Origin of the sequence: Shewanella halifaxensis HAW-EB4 (assembly GCF_000019185.1) — a bacterium.
GTDB classification, from domain to species: domain Bacteria; phylum Pseudomonadota; class Gammaproteobacteria; order Enterobacterales; family Shewanellaceae; genus Shewanella; species Shewanella halifaxensis.
The window spans coordinates 3,192,397-3,210,114 of sequence record NC_010334.1; the positions used below are offsets into that span (position 1 = coordinate 3,192,397).

Annotated in this window: 13 protein-coding genes; 2 read left to right on the plus strand and 11 right to left on the minus strand. The window is 45.1% G+C overall.

What is annotated here, in order from left to right:
- Positions 1–86: 86 nt before the first annotated feature.
- The 11 genes from SHAL_RS13685 to SHAL_RS13735 form a co-directional block, all read right to left on the minus strand.
- Positions 87–2,147 (minus strand): hypothetical protein, encoded by a 2,061-nt coding sequence (locus SHAL_RS13685; protein WP_012277717.1) that lies wholly within the window; start codon positions 2,145–2,147, stop codon positions 87–89.
- A 213-nt stretch (positions 2,148–2,360) separates the two neighbouring features.
- Entirely contained in the window at positions 2,361–3,239 is an 879-nt protein-coding gene (locus SHAL_RS13690) for a helix-turn-helix domain-containing protein (RefSeq protein ID WP_012277718.1), read from the minus strand.
- A 207-nt stretch (positions 3,240–3,446) separates the two neighbouring features.
- Positions 3,447–5,483 carry a DNA topoisomerase III gene (locus tag SHAL_RS13695; RefSeq protein WP_012277719.1) on the minus strand — a complete coding sequence of 679 codons (2,037 nt, stop codon included), beginning with the start codon at positions 5,481–5,483 and terminating at the stop codon, positions 3,447–3,449.
- A gap of 228 nt (positions 5,484–5,711) precedes the next feature.
- A complete protein-coding gene (gene purF, locus SHAL_RS13700) occupies positions 5,712–7,226 on the minus strand; it encodes an amidophosphoribosyltransferase (RefSeq protein WP_012277720.1) in 1,515 nt (504 codons plus the stop codon).
- Positions 7,227–7,324: 98 nt separating this feature from the next.
- A complete protein-coding gene (locus SHAL_RS13705) occupies positions 7,325–7,813 on the minus strand; it encodes a CvpA family protein (RefSeq protein WP_012277721.1) in 489 nt (162 codons plus the stop codon).
- A 115-nt stretch (positions 7,814–7,928) separates the two neighbouring features.
- A complete protein-coding gene (locus SHAL_RS13710) occupies positions 7,929–8,558 on the minus strand; it encodes an SPOR domain-containing protein (protein WP_012277722.1) in 630 nt (209 codons plus the stop codon).
- On the minus strand, positions 8,551–9,816 hold the full coding sequence (folC, locus tag SHAL_RS13715; protein WP_012277723.1) for a bifunctional tetrahydrofolate synthase/dihydrofolate synthase: 1,266 nt from the start codon (positions 9,814–9,816) through the stop codon (positions 8,551–8,553). Before folC ends, SHAL_RS13710 begins: the two co-directional genes overlap by 8 nt.
- Positions 9,817–9,913: 97 nt before the next feature.
- Positions 9,914–10,699: a tRNA pseudouridine(38-40) synthase TruA gene (gene truA, locus SHAL_RS13720; RefSeq protein ID WP_012277724.1), complete on the minus strand. Its 786-nt coding sequence runs from the start codon at positions 10,697–10,699 to the stop codon at positions 9,914–9,916.
- A 164-nt stretch (positions 10,700–10,863) separates the two neighbouring features.
- A complete protein-coding gene (locus tag SHAL_RS13725; RefSeq protein WP_012277725.1) occupies positions 10,864–13,962 on the minus strand; it encodes a FimV/HubP family polar landmark protein in 3,099 nt (1,032 codons plus the stop codon).
- 179 nt (positions 13,963–14,141) lie between these two features.
- Positions 14,142–15,158, minus strand: a complete 1,017-nt coding sequence (locus SHAL_RS13730; protein ID WP_012277726.1) for an aspartate-semialdehyde dehydrogenase — start codon at positions 15,156–15,158, stop codon at positions 14,142–14,144.
- Positions 15,159–15,160: 2 nt separating this feature from the next.
- The gene (locus SHAL_RS13735) at positions 15,161–16,291 is read right to left on the minus strand and encodes a 4-phosphoerythronate dehydrogenase (RefSeq protein WP_012277727.1); all 1,131 of its coding nucleotides are present in this window, start codon (positions 16,289–16,291) and stop codon (positions 15,161–15,163) included.
- Between the two features lie 336 nt (positions 16,292–16,627).
- Here SHAL_RS13735 and SHAL_RS13740 point away from each other — a divergent pair, with 336 nt between their 5' ends.
- Both SHAL_RS13740 and SHAL_RS23280 read left to right on the plus strand, forming a co-directional pair.
- Positions 16,628–17,224, plus strand: coding sequence for a DUF6624 domain-containing protein (locus tag SHAL_RS13740; protein ID WP_012277728.1), 597 nt, complete (start codon positions 16,628–16,630; stop codon positions 17,222–17,224).
- 143 nt (positions 17,225–17,367) lie between these two features.
- Positions 17,368–17,535, plus strand: a complete 168-nt coding sequence (locus SHAL_RS23280) for a hypothetical protein (protein WP_190273603.1) — start codon at positions 17,368–17,370, stop codon at positions 17,533–17,535.
- Positions 17,536–17,718: the final 183 nt, after the last annotated feature.

Below are 17,718 nucleotides of genomic sequence, written 5' to 3' on the forward strand. Positions count from 1 at the left end.
GATCTACTATTTACCATCAAATACTATCAAAATCATAAAAAAGCAGGTTAAGTCGATACCACTTAACCTGCTTTGGTTACCTAGCCTTATAGGCTGATACTAATAGGAGACAGCCCGTCCCAGCTAAACTGCTGCAGATCGCCCTGCTCCTGCTCTATGGTGACATTGAAACCTTGCTCAGTACCTTCCACGCGGCTCACACAAACATCGAAATTACTCTCGAAGGCACGAATATGCTTTAAGCACATATTGTCCCAAGTCGCCGGCAGATAAGGGGCGATGTCGAAACGTTTGAAGCCTGTCGGTTCGATACCGAAAATGCCTTCAGTGACTACCCGAGCATAGAGCGCACTCTCTGCTGATAGGTGGCGCTGATCGCCTTCAGGCCATGCCTCTACCGCGTAAGGCACATGCTCACCGAGCAAACGCTTACGTGAATAATACTTAAAGTAGCGCATCGCGGTGTCGGTCTCTTGAGCTGCAAAAATGCCTCTAAAGGCATAAAGTGTCGCCCTATCCCAAAAGGTCTTATTGCCCGCTTCGCTATAGATCCCATCTACACTCCACAGTTGATCAGATAATACAGCCGCTAAGGTTTGATCTTTACGGTCAAAAATTCCAAAAGAGAATGGCAGCGCAATCCAGGCTCGTAACTTGTCGTTGCCCTGATAGTATTGGTAGGTATCAAAGCCTTGCACACTGGCGCCAAAGTAACTTTCGATATCTATTGCTAACTTGGTTGCACGCTGTTGATATTCTACTGCAATAGCAGTTCGACCAAGCTCGTTATTCAAATGACTAGATGAAACCAAAGCGCCATAGGTCAGCATGTTGGTACTTAAGTTGACGTCTCCTGCTGGAAAACGCCCCTCCAATTCATCGCTGTCCGATGCAATAACGCCCTCATCAGTTTGCTTAGCGTAACTAAAATCGATACACCAATCGATCAGCGGCAGCAGTGCTTTAGCCTGATCTTCATCGCCATAGGCCAGTGCAAATCGGCTTGCACCGTAGGCGATCATGGCGCAGTCGCCCCTATCGCCGGCACCGTTCCAAATATCATCCCCTTCGGCAATAATCGAAGATGGAATCGCCTTACCCTCCTCATTCATAAAGCGAGCAAAGTGCTCAAAGCTATTAATGGCTGACTCATTACCGACATCATTACCTAAAAATGGGAAGAATGGATTGATATATTCCGCCTGATCATTAGCCCAAATAGCCGCGTAATAACGCCCACCTCCTGGCGCATGCATCAAGCCGCCCTTCGTTCTAAAAATGGACTCTGCGCTTCGAAGCTTGGCGAACTCAAACATCTTGTTGATGTTCTCATCAGGCGTAATCAGCTGCAGATTATTATTCAAACCCGCTACGTACTGTTGACGTAATTCCAGCTCTTTTACAGCATCAAACTCACGGTTTTGCCCCGTTTTGGTGGCTTTGAACTCTAGGTAAACAGTTACACTATCATTCGGTTCTAATTCAAATGTCCCCGCTTTATCGCTAGTCGCTTCTATAAGATAACTGCCGTATACCCCTTGCTCTTTTGCCGTATCGATGTGGTAATCAAGCTCACCAAGTTGCAGTATTTGTGCAGCGTTACCAGTATTTTTAAAGCTCAGCGCCTCAATCACCACGGGCTGTGTGGTGCTCACAGATACGGTTCGAGTGAGCTCAACACCTTCACCAATTTGGCTCACAAGAGTCAACCTACCATCTATGCGAGCCTGCTGTAGCCGCTCTTGACTCACTAGCTCGCCATTAAGGCTAATGCTAGGAGACTGGCTCAACGGAAAATCATGAATAAGGCTGGCATGAGTATCATTAGGAATGGTGCGCAGCATCGGCCACACCAGCTTTCGCGTTAAGCTCAAATTCCCATTGCTATCACTGCCATAATAGATAATGGCCGAGATTTGCTCGCCACTCATCTCAATATGATCTTCATGGCTATCACTCACATCCCATACCAGACCATTAGCGGTTAACTGCCAACGGTCTGTCAGCCTATCGGCTAAGCCATTTAAATATTGTTTGTTTTCTATTGCGAGTGCATCAGATTCAGGATTATTTACGACTTGAGAGGCGTTAGAACAGGCAGACAATATGGCGATGGCACAGGTAGAGGTGGCAAACAGTTTTTTCATAAAGCTCTCGTTATATTTCGCGTTATTCCAGTCAGCTTTTTAGCTAATAATCCTGACTGGCCGATGCAGGCTATTAAAACTAATAAAGAAGTTATTGAAACTGATTGAAACACGAACAATCATGAGTTCGCTTACTAGAAAGTCGTAAAGCCTTCCTAAAAAATCACCTTAACTAATCTGAATGAGCAGAACGTTAGAATATCAGGCTTAGTATTAGCCATTCACCTTACGACGAAACTCCAAAGGTGACATGGCAAATTCACGCTGAAAAATATCGTAAAAGCGACTCACGGAACCAAAGCCGGCTTCAAGGGCAATATTGAGCACAGGGCTTTGGGTATCAATCAATAATGCCTGGGCATGTTGCAGCCTAAGTTGGTTGATGTATTGCTTAATCGACACCTTCATCACCCGATTAAATAGCTTCATGGCATAGTTTTTATGCAGGCCGGTTGAGCTTGAAACATTTTCAATTGTAATTTTCTGATCGTAATTATCGGCAATATAACGCAGCATGGTTTGAATATGGTTTAAGCCACCAAACACAGGTTTGTCCTCGCGCTTAACCACTTTATTGGCTAATTCATAGGTGCTGTACTGCTCTATCGACATGCGACGAATACGGCCGCGGATCTCGTTAATCACTTGGCTAGTCAAAAGCGGTTCATTACCCTTAATATCGGTTTCCCAGATCTGAGTCAGCTGCTTATCACAGGCGTAAAGACTGTCTGAGACAATAACCTCACCATGTAGTAACTGGCTAACAAAGCCACTTGGTAGCATCCAGGTCAGAAAAGACGGCAAGGGGATATAGATATTGACCAGTTCACCATTGCCACGAGAGGCGGTCATTTGATGGGGAAACGATGCCCAGAAGATGATCATTCGCCCCTCGGGCACGGTGATCTCTTGGCCATTAATCAGATAGTCGGCTGAGCAATCAAACAGGTAATTAATTTCAATATGACCATGCCAATGACTGTGCTCCATCACCGCAGGCTTTTTACGATGAAAGCCAAACTGTGTATCTTGAGCCTGCACCGTTAATGGACTGGCCTCGTTAAAGGCAATTTTTTCGACCCAATCAAACATCAGCCTAATCCCTATTATTCACCCGTTTGCTATTGATAGTCTGCTTATTTCAAACCAAGCCATTGGCCACCAATTCATTGCCAAGCTAATCCATTGCTTAGCTAAGTCATTGGCATACTCAGTCATTACTATACTGAGCAACAAAGTTAACCTACAGGGCTGCGGTAGACAATTGAAAGTTACTAAACAAGAACTCAAGCTGATGATTTAGGAAGTCGCTTTCTTTGTCTTAGTCATAGCCGTGCTCGCTCTTTTAGCTGGTGTTTTATTGGCGATAGCCGATTTTGTCGTGGTCGTACTCTTTTTGCCGGAATAGCGACGTTTTTTAAAGCCGCCATCTGGAGACTTAACCCCTTGCAATGATGTGGGCAGTTGCGAGCCCGCTTGTTCAATCAACCCTTGCAGAGAGTTGACCAAAGGGTCCATAAAACTCTGATATTTAGCCTCTTTACGGCTTATGGCATCGAGGTTATTTTCCCAAAGTGCTGTCATATCCGGCGTCGTCGCACTTTGGGGTAAGCTGTAAATTAAGCCTTTACCCACCTCTGTGGCCAAAATAGACTTACCTTGACGAGTTAAATAGTTACGCTTAAATAACAGCTCAATAATTCCAGCCCGCGTCGCTTCAGTCCCTAAGCCGTCGGTGTCTTTTAAGATTTTACGAATTTCACTATCGGTAACATAACGACTGATCCCGGTCATCGCGCCCAGTAATGTCGCATCGGTAAAGTGCTTTGGTGGTTGGGTATTTTTCTCTAATAACTCACCGCGTTCACACAGCAGAATTTGGCCTTTTTTGAGGGCTGGAATATTAGCTAGATGCTCGTCATCATCAGTTTGTGACTTTTCACTCGAACTCTTTTCTTGGCTTGCTTTTGCTGACAGCTTAAGGAGTTGCTTCCAACCTAACGCCACCTCTTGCTTAGCCTTAGTTTTAAATAAACCACCAGCAATGATGATCTCAACTTGGGTCTCTTTATAAAGATAAGCCGGATAAAACTGCATCAAGTACTGACGTGCAATTTGCAGATATAACTGCTTCTCAGCCTGGCTAAGGTTAGATAAATTAGCTGTTTTTTCGGTAGGCACTATCGCATGGTGGGCGTCGACTTTCTTGTCGTTCCACGCCTTAGACTTAAGTTTGGCATTAGGCTCATCGCAACTAGACACCAATTCACTCGCGCCGCTAAGCACCGCGCGAATAACACTTGGGGCTAGCCCGTGTTGATCAACTGGCAGGTAACGACTATCTGAGCGGGGATAAGTGATAAGTTTGTGCTTCTCATATAACGACTGACAGGTATCGAGCACAGCTTTTGCGCTCATACCAAAGCGCTTAGCGGCATCAATCTGCAGTGCCGATAAGCTATAAGGCAAAGGCGCATTCTGCTTCTTATCTTGAGCGGTTACCTTTTCTACCGTGGCAGGTTGGCCGTTAATGCGACCCACCACATTTTGCGCCAACCCTTTTGATAGTACCCGCCCCTCTTCATCCATATAGGGCAGACAGGCTTCACTCGGTTGCCATTTGGCGCTAAAGCGCTCTTGGTTGTCGGTAGCCAGATGCGCAAACACTTCATAAAAAGGTTTAGAGACAAACTCGGCAATTTCACCGTCGCGGCGCACCACTAAGCCCAGCACCGGGGTTTGCACCCGCCCAACAGACAGCACGCCTTGGTAACCCACCTTACGGCCTTGGATGGTATAAGCACGGGTCATGTTCATACCATAGAGCCAATCGGCGCGGGAACGCGCAAGCGCTGAAGTCGAAAGGGGAATAAATTCGCGGTTTGAGCGCAACTGTCCTAATGCTCTTTTTACTGCTTGAGGATTTAAATCGCTGATCAACAAGCGCTGCGCATTTTGTAACTTAGCCCCTTTAACCCCGAGATGGGCGATGATCTCATCGACCAAAAGCTGCCCCTCTCTATCTGGATCGCCAGCATTCACTAATTGAGTCGCCTCTTTAACTAGGCCTCTAAGTACTGCAATCTGGCCACGCATCTTAGATTTGGGTTTCATCTTCCAGTTATCAGGCACGATCGGTAGATGTTCAAACTTCCATGACTTGTATTCAGGCGAATAAGCATCAGGCTCAGCTTGCTCAAGTAGATGGCCGACGCACCAAGAGACACAATCGCCATTTGCAGCGCGAATAAACCCGTCACCTTTCTTTAAAGGCTTAGGCAATACATCGGCAATGGCTCTACCAAGACTAGGTTTTTCAGCAATATATAAGATCATCAGCAAGAATTAGGATTACTGTATAAATTAACAGTAACTGTACCTTGAAGCGCTAAAGGGTGCAAATGAAAGCCGAACGGTCGAGGCTATTTACCAGCGAAGTGACTAGGTTTTACTCAATGAGTGTCTATTTTGCAAAGAAGCATTCCCACTTGGCACTTTAAACACAAATGCTAGCGCTAAAAAAGCCGAGCTATTGCTCGGCTTGTTTCATGGGGCTTTAGCAACTTAAGGATGGCAGACGTTATGCATCTCTAAGTTAGTGCCAATATCTTTGCTACGATTGGCTTTGGCATCATCGTTACGCAACTGCGTGATGTAATCTAAGTACTCTTGATTCACGTCATTGGTGACATATTTACCGTCAAATACTGAGGTTTCAAAACGCTTAATCGCTGGATTTTCTTTACGTACCGCTTCAATTAAATCCGGCAGTGATTGGAAAATCATGCCGTCGGCACCAATCAACGCATTGATCTCTTCAACATCTCGACCATGAGCAATCAATTCGTTAGTGGTTGGCATATCGATACCGTACACATTCGGGAAGCGGATTTCAGGTGCTGCTGACGCGAAATATACTTTCTTGGCACCGGCGTCACGTGCCATCTCGATGATCTGCTCAGAAGTCGTACCACGAACAATGGAGTCATCAACCAGTAACACGTTCTTACCTTCAAATTCGGCTTTAATCGCATTTAGCTTACGGCGCACTGACTTCTTGCGCTCTTGCTGGCCCGGCATGATAAAGGTACGACCGATATATCGGTTCTTAACGAAACCTTGGCGATAAGGTAGATCCATGTGACGCGCGATCTCGAGCGCGATATCACATGAGGTTTCAGGAATAGGGATCACGACATCGATATCATGATCTTCCCACTCTCTCTTAATCTTTTCACCCAGCATGGTTCCCATATTGACGCGACTGCTATAAACAGAGATGTTATCAATCGTCGAGTCTGGACGAGCAAAATAAACGAATTCGAAAATACAAGGAGAGTAGCTTGGCGAGTGAGCACATTGGCGTGTATAAAGTTCACCGTCGAGGGTGATATAAACCGCTTCACCCGGCGCGACATCGCGCATAACCTCAAAACCAACTGCATCTAGGGCGACACTTTCCGATGCAATCATATACTCGGTGCCCGTTGCCGTTTCATGCTTACCTAGCACTAGCGGACGAATACCAAAGGGATCTCTAAATGCAACTAAGCCTTGACCAATAATCATGGCTGCAACCGCATAAGCGCCACGAGTAATATCGTGTACCTTAACCACTGCGTTAAACACATCATCTGCTGACAAATCATCTGATGTGCTCTGTTGCAGTTCATCGGCGAGTAAGTTAAGTAGCACTTCCGAGTCTGAAGTCGTATTAACATGACGGCGCCGCTTCACTAAACGCTCATGCAGCTCAACCGTATTGGTTAAGTTACCATTGTGCGCTAATGAAATACCGAAAGGAGAGTTAACATAAAATGGCTGAGCTTCAGAAGCACTAGAGCTTCCTGCAGTAGGGTAACGCACGTGACCTATGCCAGCATTACCTTGTAGGCGCTGCATATGCTTTGGCTCAAAAACGTCTTTCACCAAACCATTGGCTTTACGCAGCCTAAACGCACTGCCATCGACGGTCACAATGCCAGCAGCATCCTGTCCACGATGCTGGAGCACAGTCAGTGCATCATAAATGGTTTGATTAACCGATGACTGGCCAACTATTCCGACAATACCACACATGGGTAAGCTTCCTCATTGTAAGATGTTCTATTATTTAATATTTTTGCTTTAGGTGAATACAAATACTCACCTAAAACCAAGTAATGCTTTAGTGCATTTTATATTTTGGGTACAAAGCTTGAGGTATTTTCCACGTAGTCAAAGAACCACTGGATCACAACTCCAAATTCGGGCACGAGTGTAGAATCTTGCCACCAATCTGTGTTGGGTGCTCCGGTAAAAGCATCCATAAAAAACAGTAACGCGCTCACGATTAATGCGCCTCTTAGCGCACCAAAACATAAGCCGAGCACTCTATCGGTGCCTGATAATCCGGTTTTAGAAACCAATTGACCGATTAAGTAGTTAACGAGTGCGCCAAGGATCAGCGTTGATACGAATAAGATGGCTATCGCCACTCCATTTCGAACCAATTCATCTTGCATCTGAGTCAGATGCGTAGCGAGTTTGAGGTAAAACTGGCTGGCAATAAAAAAAGCAGCAAACCAAACGACAAGAGACATGGCCTCTTTTACAAAACCACGGACCAAACTAATCAGAGTTGATAGTCCGATAACAATAATGATGGCGTAATCGATCCAAACCATTTAAGAGGTTATCCAGCATAGGGTTTAAGACGGCGCGATTCTATCAGAGACAGAGTTATTTCTCACGCTTTCGCGGCGAAATAACTTTTTCTCAGACAAAGACAATCACGATTAATTATTTTTCTACGGGGTTATATACAACCACTCGGCCTTTTAGCTGTGTCAACTTCTCGATATCACGCTGCATACCACTCAGCTTATCTTTAGACACATTAGGGCCGACAAACACTTTGGTTAATTGTCCATCGACGGGTTTAGTCGGCAAGGTATAAGCGGTAAAACCTTTTTCACGAAGGCGTTTGACCAAGCCTTTGACGTTGGCCGCATTGTTAAAACTACCCAACTGAATCGTCCAGGCCGCTTTAGGTTTAGCGGCTGGCTTTGTAGGCTCTGGTGCAAACTTGTTCACTTGCGTATTGGCGGGTTTCGCCTCCGACTTTTGGCTCTGGCCGCCCTCTTCGGCTATATGCCAAGAGTCGTCACCGGATTGGGAACCATCAGCGGATTTAGAGCCTTCAGCCGATTGAGAGCCGTCAGCTAACGAATTACCATCAGCGCCTAGATCGACCGTTTCGATATTTTGCTCAGGCAGCTCGCTTTGTTGGATCTCGGGTCTAATGGGAATTTCAGCAAACTGTTCTTCTTCGCGCTGTTTTTTACCATCCAAAATATCGGGTAAAAATATAACCCCTAATGCCACAATAACGATGACACCGACAAGACGGTTTTGAAATTGACTAGACAAGACTCTCTCCCTTAAACAAATCTTTAAAACCTGCAACAGTGTAAAATGAGCCAAATACAATTACCACATCATCAGGCTGCAATTGCGCTCGAAGCGCATGCCAGGCGGCACTCATATCGGTATAAGTTGAAGCTTGTGTTTGTGCAGGCATGAATGCTTTCAAGTCTGCAGCGGTGGCTCCCCGTGGCACAGACAGATCGCACAAATACCACTGATCAACATCTGCCGATAGCTCCTGTAGCACAGAGCGCACATCTTTATCTTTTAACATGCCACAAAGTGCAATTAAGCGACGCTTTGGCATCGCGGCTAAACGTGACTTTAAATAACGCGCGGCATGAGGGTTATGTGCGACATCAACAATCACTCTTGGAGAATCATTAAGACACTCTAATCGCCCCGCAAGTTGGGTCTCTCCCACTGCTTTAGCAATAATATCCTCTGAAATAGTGGGGCAAAGATGCTCAAGTACCGCAATAACCGTGGCGGCATTAGGTTGAGGCAAATAAGGGAACGGCAAGTTATCTAGGTCGAAATGTTGGCCTTGATAGTGCCAATCTTTATCGCTGCAACGATAACTGAACTCACTATTGACTCGGTAAAGTGATGCACCAACTCGATTGGCTACATCAAGCAGCGAGCTTGGGCAATCAGGCTCACCCACGATTGCCGGACGATTGGCTCTGAATATACCCGCTTTTTCTGCAGCAACGTGCTCCCTCGTATCACCGAGGTACTCTTGATGATCTAAATCGATAGAGGTCACGACCGCAATATCGGTATCGATAATATTGGTGGCGTCTAGTCGACCGCCCAGACCAACTTCGAGCAATATCACGTCCAACTTAGCGGCTTTAAAAAGATAAAGACCTGCTAGTGTCGCGTATTCAAAAAAGGTTAATGAGATCTCTGCGCGCGCGGTTTCAATCGATTCAAATGCATTAACTAACGCTGCATCTGTCGCATCAAGGCCATTTATGCGCACGCGTTCATTGTACTTCAGCAGATGAGGAGAGCTGTAAACACCGACGGTTTGTCCTGACAACTGCAATGCAGCTTCAATCATGGCGCAGGTGGTTCCCTTGCCATTGGTGCCTGCTACAGTGACAACCTTGGTCTCACCTAAATCGGTTAAGCCCATGCGTTTAGCAACCTGTGATACACGCCCAAGGCCCATATCAATTTCGGTTGGATGAATCGCTAATAAAAAATCTAACCAGCGGTTTAACGTAGCACCTGACTTTGGTGCTACTGGCATTAATGTGTCTTGTTCAATCACAAACTTTTATCCATTTAAAACCTAAAGGCCCAAACCTTTACCGTTAAGATTATCCTTAACCCTCATTAAACATGCCTTAGTCCAACATAAATAATGGACCAAGTGATAGCTTAGGTAATTGGTAACTTTCAGGATAAGTGACATCCACTAAATACAGACCATTAGGTTTGGCTGTTGCTGCAGCTTTATTTCTATCTTTTAGTGCAAGCAATTGCTCAATCCACTCAATAGGTTGATTACCTAAACCAACCTCTAATAACGAACCGACAATATTACGCACCATGTGATGCAAGAATGCATTGGCCTTGATATCAACGCAGATATACATACCCTGACGGCTCACATTGACTTCATGTACACAGCGAAACGGTGTATTGGACTGGCACTGTACGGCTCTAAAGCTAGTAAAATCTTGTTCACCCAGAAGATACTGCGCCGCTTGGTGCATCTTGGCTTCGTCGATAACACCAGGGTAATGGCTTACGCCACTGCGTAAAATGCCTGGACGAAGCTGATGATTATAAATCATGTAACGATAACGTCTTGCCGTTGCCGTAAAACGAGCATGAAACTCATCATCAACGACTTTAACCCAGCGCACTGCAATATTATCTGGCAGGTTCACATTCACGCCAAGTGTCCAAGCGGTATCCTTGCGCACGGCATTCGTTTCAAAATGAACCACTTGTCCTGTCGCGTGAACCCCCGCGTCAGTACGACCCGCACATTGCACCGCAATAGGTTCATTAGCAACGATCGAAAGCGCTTTTTCTAGCCGCTCTTGTACAGTGTCCACTTCGGCCTGACGTTGCCATCCGAAATATTGACTACCATCGTACTCTATACCTAGCGCAACCCGCATCTCACACCTCTATAACTCGGTTAAACTGCTATTCGACCGCCCACCGTATTTGGCGAACAGATCGGATAAACGAAATCTTTTAATAGGCGGCGATTCTAGCATACTCACGGCAAACGATAAGTATAAAAAAGGCGCCAAAGGCGCCGTTTTTATACTGTTTATATTTAAACTAACTCTTTGAGTAACCCCATGGCTTCAGCCTGTTGTCGGTCGTTACCATCTAGCTCAACTTCTTTAAGCAGTGCGCGTGCACTGTCATTGTCATCGATTTCGATGTAAGCACGGGCAAGATCCAACTTGGCATTAACCGAGTTTTCTTCATCATCGACATCGACCATGGGTGAATTACCCATTAGTGAGTTGAGTTCCCCCATATCGACATCAAGCTCCTTATAAAGATCGGTATCACCACTATCTTCATCGGCCTCACTTAGGAGCATATCAATATCGATAAAACCATTGTCTCTCTGGAAAGTCGTTAGGTCGTGCATCGCGACCGCGCTCTTGCCTGCCGCTTTGTCACCCTGCTCTTCTGCATCGAGTGCAGCCAAGGCTTCATCGACAGTCATCTTAGGATCATCATCGAGTGAGAATGCGTCATCGTCAGCGATCTCAAGAGTCCGCTCTTGTGAATCGTCCTCGGCGGTCAAACTACTCAATAGTTCATCATCAGACAGCTCAACTGATGCTGAAATCGCAACCGTTTCATCATCAGTATCACTTAGATTTGCAATACTTTCCCAATCTAACGAATTTTCTTCAGGCTTCTTATCGCCTTTGAGATCGTCGAAGAAACCGCTTTCTTTCTCGTTCTTAACAATGGCAGTTTCTAATTCAGAAACTAGGTCGGACCGAGTGTCTGATCCCGTGTCTGAGCCCGTGCTTGATTTAGTGTCTGGCTCAACGTCAGATTCAGGCAGAGTAAACTCAAGCATGTCGTCGGCTTTAGCCTCAGCAGCTTTGCTCTCAGTTGCTTCAGCATCAAGGCTATCCACCTCTGAATTAAGTGCCGTTGAGCTAAGTGCGTTCGGCTCATGATTAAATTCAGTCAGCTCGAAATCAAGGCTATTTGAGTCCTTAGCATTTATCGACGCAAGTTCCTCTGCAGCTTGAGAATTAAGCTCAGCCTCTGCCTCAACGCTCTGCTCTGCCTCAACGGTCTGTTCTGCTAGCGGCTCAAATGCTGGCTCGACTTGCTGTGTAAGCTCTGATCCAACTTCAGACTCAGATTCTAGTTCTGCATCTAAATCCAGCTTAGTGTCTGCACTAATCCCCTCTTCTGACGGCGCTTCAAGATCTGCCAGTAAAGCTTCAAGTTCACTGTCTAGCTCACTGTCTAATTTGTCTTGGTCTGCATCATCTGAGGCTGGTAGATCCAGTTCGGCAGCAATCTCAAACCCAAGCTCAAGTTCTGCCGCTATCTCATCAGAGAGCGCATCGATATCTTTCGGCTCATTGCTATCGTCGTGAGATTTCTCATCGCCTTCAAGCTCTGCCAACAATGAATCCAGATCATCGTCGACTTTAACGTCAGCAGCAGTCACCGACTCAGCCACTGGCTCCGGCTGCTGATTTGAACTATCAAAATCGGCAAGCAAAGCATCGATATCATCTTCAGCTGCAACAGCTGAACTCAGTTCTGTTGTTGTTTCGTCAAAACCTGCCAATAAAGCATCAACATCATCTTCAGCCGCAGTATCGGTCACGGCATTAGCATCGGCCTCAAAAGCAAAGTCATCTTTTGCATCGAGTACGCTTTCATCATTGCTGTTAACTGAGCTGTTAGCATCACTTTCATCGAAGCTTGCAAGCAACGAGTCTAAATCGTCTTCAGCACTGACGTCTGTAGTATCAGTAGGCTCTAATTGAACCACCTCGGTTTCGTCATTGTCAAAACCGGCGAGCAAGGCATCGAGGTCATGATCTTTGGCCTCTGTAGATAGCTCTTTGCTATCTCGCTCTGCAGGCTCATCGAAACCTGCAAGCAACGAATCAAGATCGTCTTCATCAGATGATGAAGATTCATTATTAGCTGAAGTACGATTAAATGCATCAAACTCATCGGCTTCACTTTGCTCTTGCTCCCCCATCGCCTCAGCCCATAAATCATCTAATGATTGGCCTTCGTCTTGAGAGTCTTCAACAACAATATCTTGCTCTTCTGCTAGAGCCGAGGATGCCGTACTTGCGTCCGCGTCCCGCTTTAATACATCCATATCTGAAGAGTCATCGGTATCAAGATGCACGGCCAAACCGTCCGCATCATCAAACTTATCGTCTAAATAATCGTCTTCTTGAGCTACATTTGCTTGCTTTTCTATTGCCGCTTCTTCATTTACTGGCTCTTCAGTATTAGCGTCATTTCTTCGTCTAATAAACAACCAGAACAGGGCAACGACAATAAGAGCAGGTAATACGGCTCCTAAAACCAATAATAGCGGGTTATCCATTATGGTTCGCCACAGATCAGACGTTGGCTCTTGTTTAGGCTCATTTATAGCGGAAAGCTGCTGCTGTTTAAGCTGTAATTCTTGATCTAGCGCTTCATTTTCAGACTTGGAATCTTGCAGCGCCTGCTTTAGCAGAGCGTTCTCTTCTTTAAGTTGGGCGATTTCCTGTTGAAATGCTTCGGTATCAGACGAGCCAACAACAATCTCATCACTCGCTCGTGCTAACTCATCGGTAAGAGCGAGATTTTGAGCTTGGCTCTCTTCCATTTGCTTAGTTAAGGCTTCGACTTCTGCCGATAACTCTGCAATTAATGGATTGGACTTAGCTGCAACCGAAAGGTTAGGGGTTACACTCGCTTTAGGGGTAACAGACGTTGGAGCGACAACTTTTGCTGCCACGCTTGGCTTAGGTACAACACTCGCTGAAGACCATCTACGGTCGCTGCGTTCGGCGCGAGACTTTGCATCGGCTTGAGAGGTCTGCAACATCACAGCTTTAGTTGGCACCAGCAAAATCATGCCGCGCTCCAAGCTGTTATAGTTTTTGCTAGCAAAGGCGTGAGGATTGGCGTCATATAGCGCCGACATGACTTGATAAATAGTAACGCTATTATCAGGCTTGACGGTCTGAGCAATACTCCAAAAAGTATCGGCGGAGGTTGTTGGGCCATATTGACGAATGCTTTGCTTTACTTGGCCATCTGGCCCTGTAATTTTTAATGGCTCAGCAGCAACTGGGTTAATCGAAGGGGCAGCAATAGCCACTATCCCCGTGGCTATTAAGCCGACAAGATGCGATGTGCGAAAGTTCATCAATCCTTCCCTTTAAAGCACGCTGGAGTCACCACCCTGGTGACGAGCCTTAAGCATTGTATTTATTGAGATTACTATAAACTAGATTCTGCTGCCCTGCTACTGTTCACAACTTTAAAACATAAAAAGCCCGCATAAGGCGGGCTTTTTCTTCAGTCAAAGCATATTTAAACTAAAAATTAATAGTAATCTCTAATCAATACTTCAGCAATTTGAACACTGTTTAGTGCAGCACCTTTACGGATGTTATCTGATACAACCCAAAGGTTTATACCGTTTTCATGAGAGATATCTTTTCTCACGCGGCCAACATAAACAGGATCAGTCCCTGCGCCTTCAGTAATTGCTGTAGGGTAATCTTCATCGCCTTCAAATAGCTCAACACCTTCAGCACCACGTAATACCGATTTAATATCCTCGGCATCGGCAGGTTGTAGTGTTTCTAGGTGAATCGCCTCAGAGTGACCGTAGAATACCGGTACACGCACCGCCGTTGGGTTAACCACTATGCTGTCGTCACCAAAGATCTTCTGCGTTTCCCACACCATCTTCATCTCTTCTTTGGTGTAGCCGTTATCCATAAACTTATCGATTTGTGGCAATACGTTAAACGCAATTTGCTTAGGATAAGTCTTAGGCTCTACTGGTAAGCCTTGTAGCAGCTTAGCGCACTGGCCTGCTAACTCTTCGATTGCCTGCTTGCCAGAACCCGACACTGACTGGTAGGTCGCCACGTTAATACGTGAAATACCATACGCGTCATAGATAGGCTTTAATGCAACCAACATCTGAATCGTTGAGCAGTTTGGATTAGCGATGATATTACGATTTCTGAAATCGGCAATCGCTTCAGGGTTCACTTCTGGGATCACCAATGGCACATCGATGTCATATCTGAAGTGAGAGGTGTTATCGATAACAACACAACCGTTTTCAGCGGCGATTGGCGCCCATTTAGCTGAAACATCACCACCAGCAGAGAAGAAACCGATTTGAGCCTGTGACCAGTCAAAGGTGTCTACATCTAAAATCTCGACCTGTTTACCGTGGAAGCTGACCGTATTACCGGCGCTGCGACTGCTGGCTAATGGAAATAAATTAGCAACCGGAAAGTTACGCTCTTCGAGGATCTCAATCATTGTTTGACCCACTGCGCCCGATGCACCTAATACGACAACATTAAATTCCTGCGACATAATTACAGCTCGACTCCTGAAAACCCTAAATTGGATAACCAATTTACATTAGTTTGCCCCGTGTTGCCTACCTTTAATGCACTAAATTCGCGCCGATGGGTGTGATTTTTTCTCATATGATCAAACCCCTGGTTATTTAGAAACTGTTTTCTAAATAATTCGTCATCATCGCGCAGATCATAGACAAACCTCGCCAGCTGTAATAACGCTCTTTCATCGCTAATTTCCTGCACTAAGACCCGCTCACTCCACAGCGCTGGCAGTAACGACTCCATCTGTTTGTCGGCGCTAATTTGAAGCACCTCAGCCAATTTTTGATACAAGATATAGGTACCGCGCGCCTTACCCTCTAACGAGTAACCGGCGATATGGGGCGTACAAAACTCAACATAGGGCACCAACTCAGGCATAGGGTTGGGCTCGCCTTCCCACACATCGAGCACCACTTTGACGTCATCACGCTGTTGTTTGAATTTAATCAGGGCACGATTATCTATCACCTCACCGCGGCAACAGTTAACCAGCCAGGTGTTTTCAGCTAGGCTATTGAGCCTCTGCTCATCGAACAGATACCAAGTTTTGTGCTCACCAGTTTTAGTTATCGGCACATGCAGGCTAATAACATCGCACTTTTCAATAAGCGTATCTAACGACACAAAGTCGCGGGGATCGCCACTTTGCTCTAACAGTGGATCATTAAGCAGTACTTCAATGCCATAAGCCTCAAGGCATTTAACCACCGCAGTGCCGGTATTACCCGCACCAACAATACCCACCACCTTGCCTTTAAGTGGGCTATTAAAGCGCTGCGCCAACTCAAGCATGGCGATAAAGGCAAACTCCCCCACAGCAGTGGCGTTACAGCCCGGCGCATTAGAGAAGGGAATATTGTGACTTGCAAGATAATCTAAATCGATATGATCTGTACCTATGGTGGCACTGCCGACAAATTTAAGTCGGTTATTCTCTGCTAACAATGCTTGATCGACCTTAGTCACTGAGCGCACTAGCAGTACATCGGCATCTTTTACTTGCTCAGGCGTTAACTCCCTACCGTTTACGGTTTCAATCGTGCCCAAATCACCAAATAACTGTTGTACATAAGGCATATTTTCATCGGCAAGGATCTTCATTGTGGTTCCCTAAAGTGGCCTGAATGCGTATGGACTGCATTCTAACAAGATGGTCAATTTATTAGAAACAATAGCATTGAAAATAGCATTGAAAATAAACGAAGACGGAGACATAACGAATAGGGGCACTATCCACTTGCAACTAGCAAATTTTCCACTTTTATCATTCATTACATGAGTTGTACGTTAAAGCAACAAATGTTAAGTTGCATGGTTGTTAAAACATTAAATTAACAACGAGTATTGGAGTCGGTTTTAGCTATAGAGCAAAATGTTGCGAGTGCGATTATTAGAATTAACGCTAACGTAGTTATGTGTACAAGGAGTGTTCAGGTCATGCGTTGTTTATTAGTTTTACTCTTTTTCTCTTTCTCGGCTTTTGCAGAGATGAACCTAGAGCTTCAAAAAGAGTTAATAGAAATGGGAGTTAAAGACCAAAAAATTCGAGAAGAAATTGCGAAAGTAGGTTGGAACAATTCACCTCAATACTTACTTGATAAACTTAAAGCAATTGACGCTATTAATACTAAAAAGCTGAAAGCTATTATTGAGGAGCACTCTTGGCCAACAAAAGATTTGGTTGGTGTCAAAGGCGTTAATGCAGGGTTTCTCATTATTCAACACTCACCGGACATTGATTTTAAAGTAGCAATGCTGCCCAAACTAAAAAAAGCGTACTCTAATGACCAAGGCGTCACCGGTCAGAAGTTAGCTCTTCTAACTGATAACGTGCTTGTTTCACAAGGAAAAAACCAGCTGTACGGTACCCAGGCTGAACATGTAAATGGTGCAATTATTATCAAACCCATAGATGATGAAGCCAATGTAGACAAACGAAGGGCTGATCTAAAAATGCCACCATTAGAATTTTATATTAAATTTATGGAAGAAGCGTATGGATTAAAAGATCATCCTGAAATAGAGCTAAATTAATATAAATATAGCAAGCCAATCAAGTAGCGGGCTAACAGTGGACAGGTGTTCGTTTCTCTCTAATTTTAACAACTATTTTATGCCGCTTAGCAAGGCGGTAGAGGTTTACAATAGCACCTGTTTTTTACAGAAAGGAATCATCAATGAAAACCAGTTTATTATCAAAACCTAGCGGATATTATTGGGCATCGCTCATCATGTTTTTAGGTTTGATTTATAATGTTATAGAACAAGATCTGTTTGGTTCTGCAATTTTTTTAATCTCATCAGCCATATTTTTGTCTGTAGGCTTTGTTAAAGGCCGAGCATGATTAGATAAAAATTAGGTTGCTAAATCCCACTAATCAAGCCTCTGAATTAAGAATCGCCAAGGCAGACAGCCATTCGCTGAGCAAATAGTCCACTAACATATGGTTCACTTATTAGCAGGGTTAGATGTCTTGAAGGTTTTTAGAAAATGGGGAGCCTAGTTTGTTCAAATTGCCATGAGGAAA

Bases quoted from the DNA above. Each gene is read 5' to 3' on its own strand.
- SHAL_RS13685 (WP_012277717.1), bottom strand. From the start codon at position 2,147: ATGAAAAAACTGTTTGCCACCTCTACCTGTGCCATCGCCATATTGTCT.
- SHAL_RS13690 (WP_012277718.1), bottom strand. From the start codon at position 3,239: ATGTTTGATTGGGTCGAAAAAATTGCCTTTAACGAGGCCAGTCCATTA.
- SHAL_RS13695 (WP_012277719.1), bottom strand. From the start codon at position 5,483: ATGATCTTATATATTGCTGAAAAACCTAGTCTTGGTAGAGCCATTGCC.
- purF (WP_012277720.1), bottom strand. From the start codon at position 7,226: ATGTGTGGTATTGTCGGAATAGTTGGCCAGTCATCGGTTAATCAAACC.
- SHAL_RS13705 (WP_012277721.1), bottom strand. From the start codon at position 7,813: ATGGTTTGGATCGATTACGCCATCATTATTGTTATCGGACTATCAACT.
- folC (WP_012277723.1), bottom strand. From the start codon at position 9,816: ATGCCAGTAGCACCAAAGTCAGGTGCTACGTTAAACCGCTGGTTAGAT.
- truA (WP_012277724.1), bottom strand. From the start codon at position 10,699: ATGCGGGTTGCGCTAGGTATAGAGTACGATGGTAGTCAATATTTCGGA.
- SHAL_RS13725 (WP_012277725.1), bottom strand. From the start codon at position 13,962: ATGAACTTTCGCACATCGCATCTTGTCGGCTTAATAGCCACGGGGATA.
- SHAL_RS13730 (WP_012277726.1), bottom strand. From the start codon at position 15,158: ATGTCGCAGGAATTTAATGTTGTCGTATTAGGTGCATCGGGCGCAGTG.
- SHAL_RS13735 (WP_012277727.1), bottom strand. From the start codon at position 16,291: ATGAAGATCCTTGCCGATGAAAATATGCCTTATGTACAACAGTTATTT.
- SHAL_RS13740 (WP_012277728.1), top strand. From the start codon at position 16,628: ATGCGTTGTTTATTAGTTTTACTCTTTTTCTCTTTCTCGGCTTTTGCA.
- SHAL_RS23280 (WP_190273603.1), top strand. From the start codon at position 17,368: ATGAAAACCAGTTTATTATCAAAACCTAGCGGATATTATTGGGCATCG.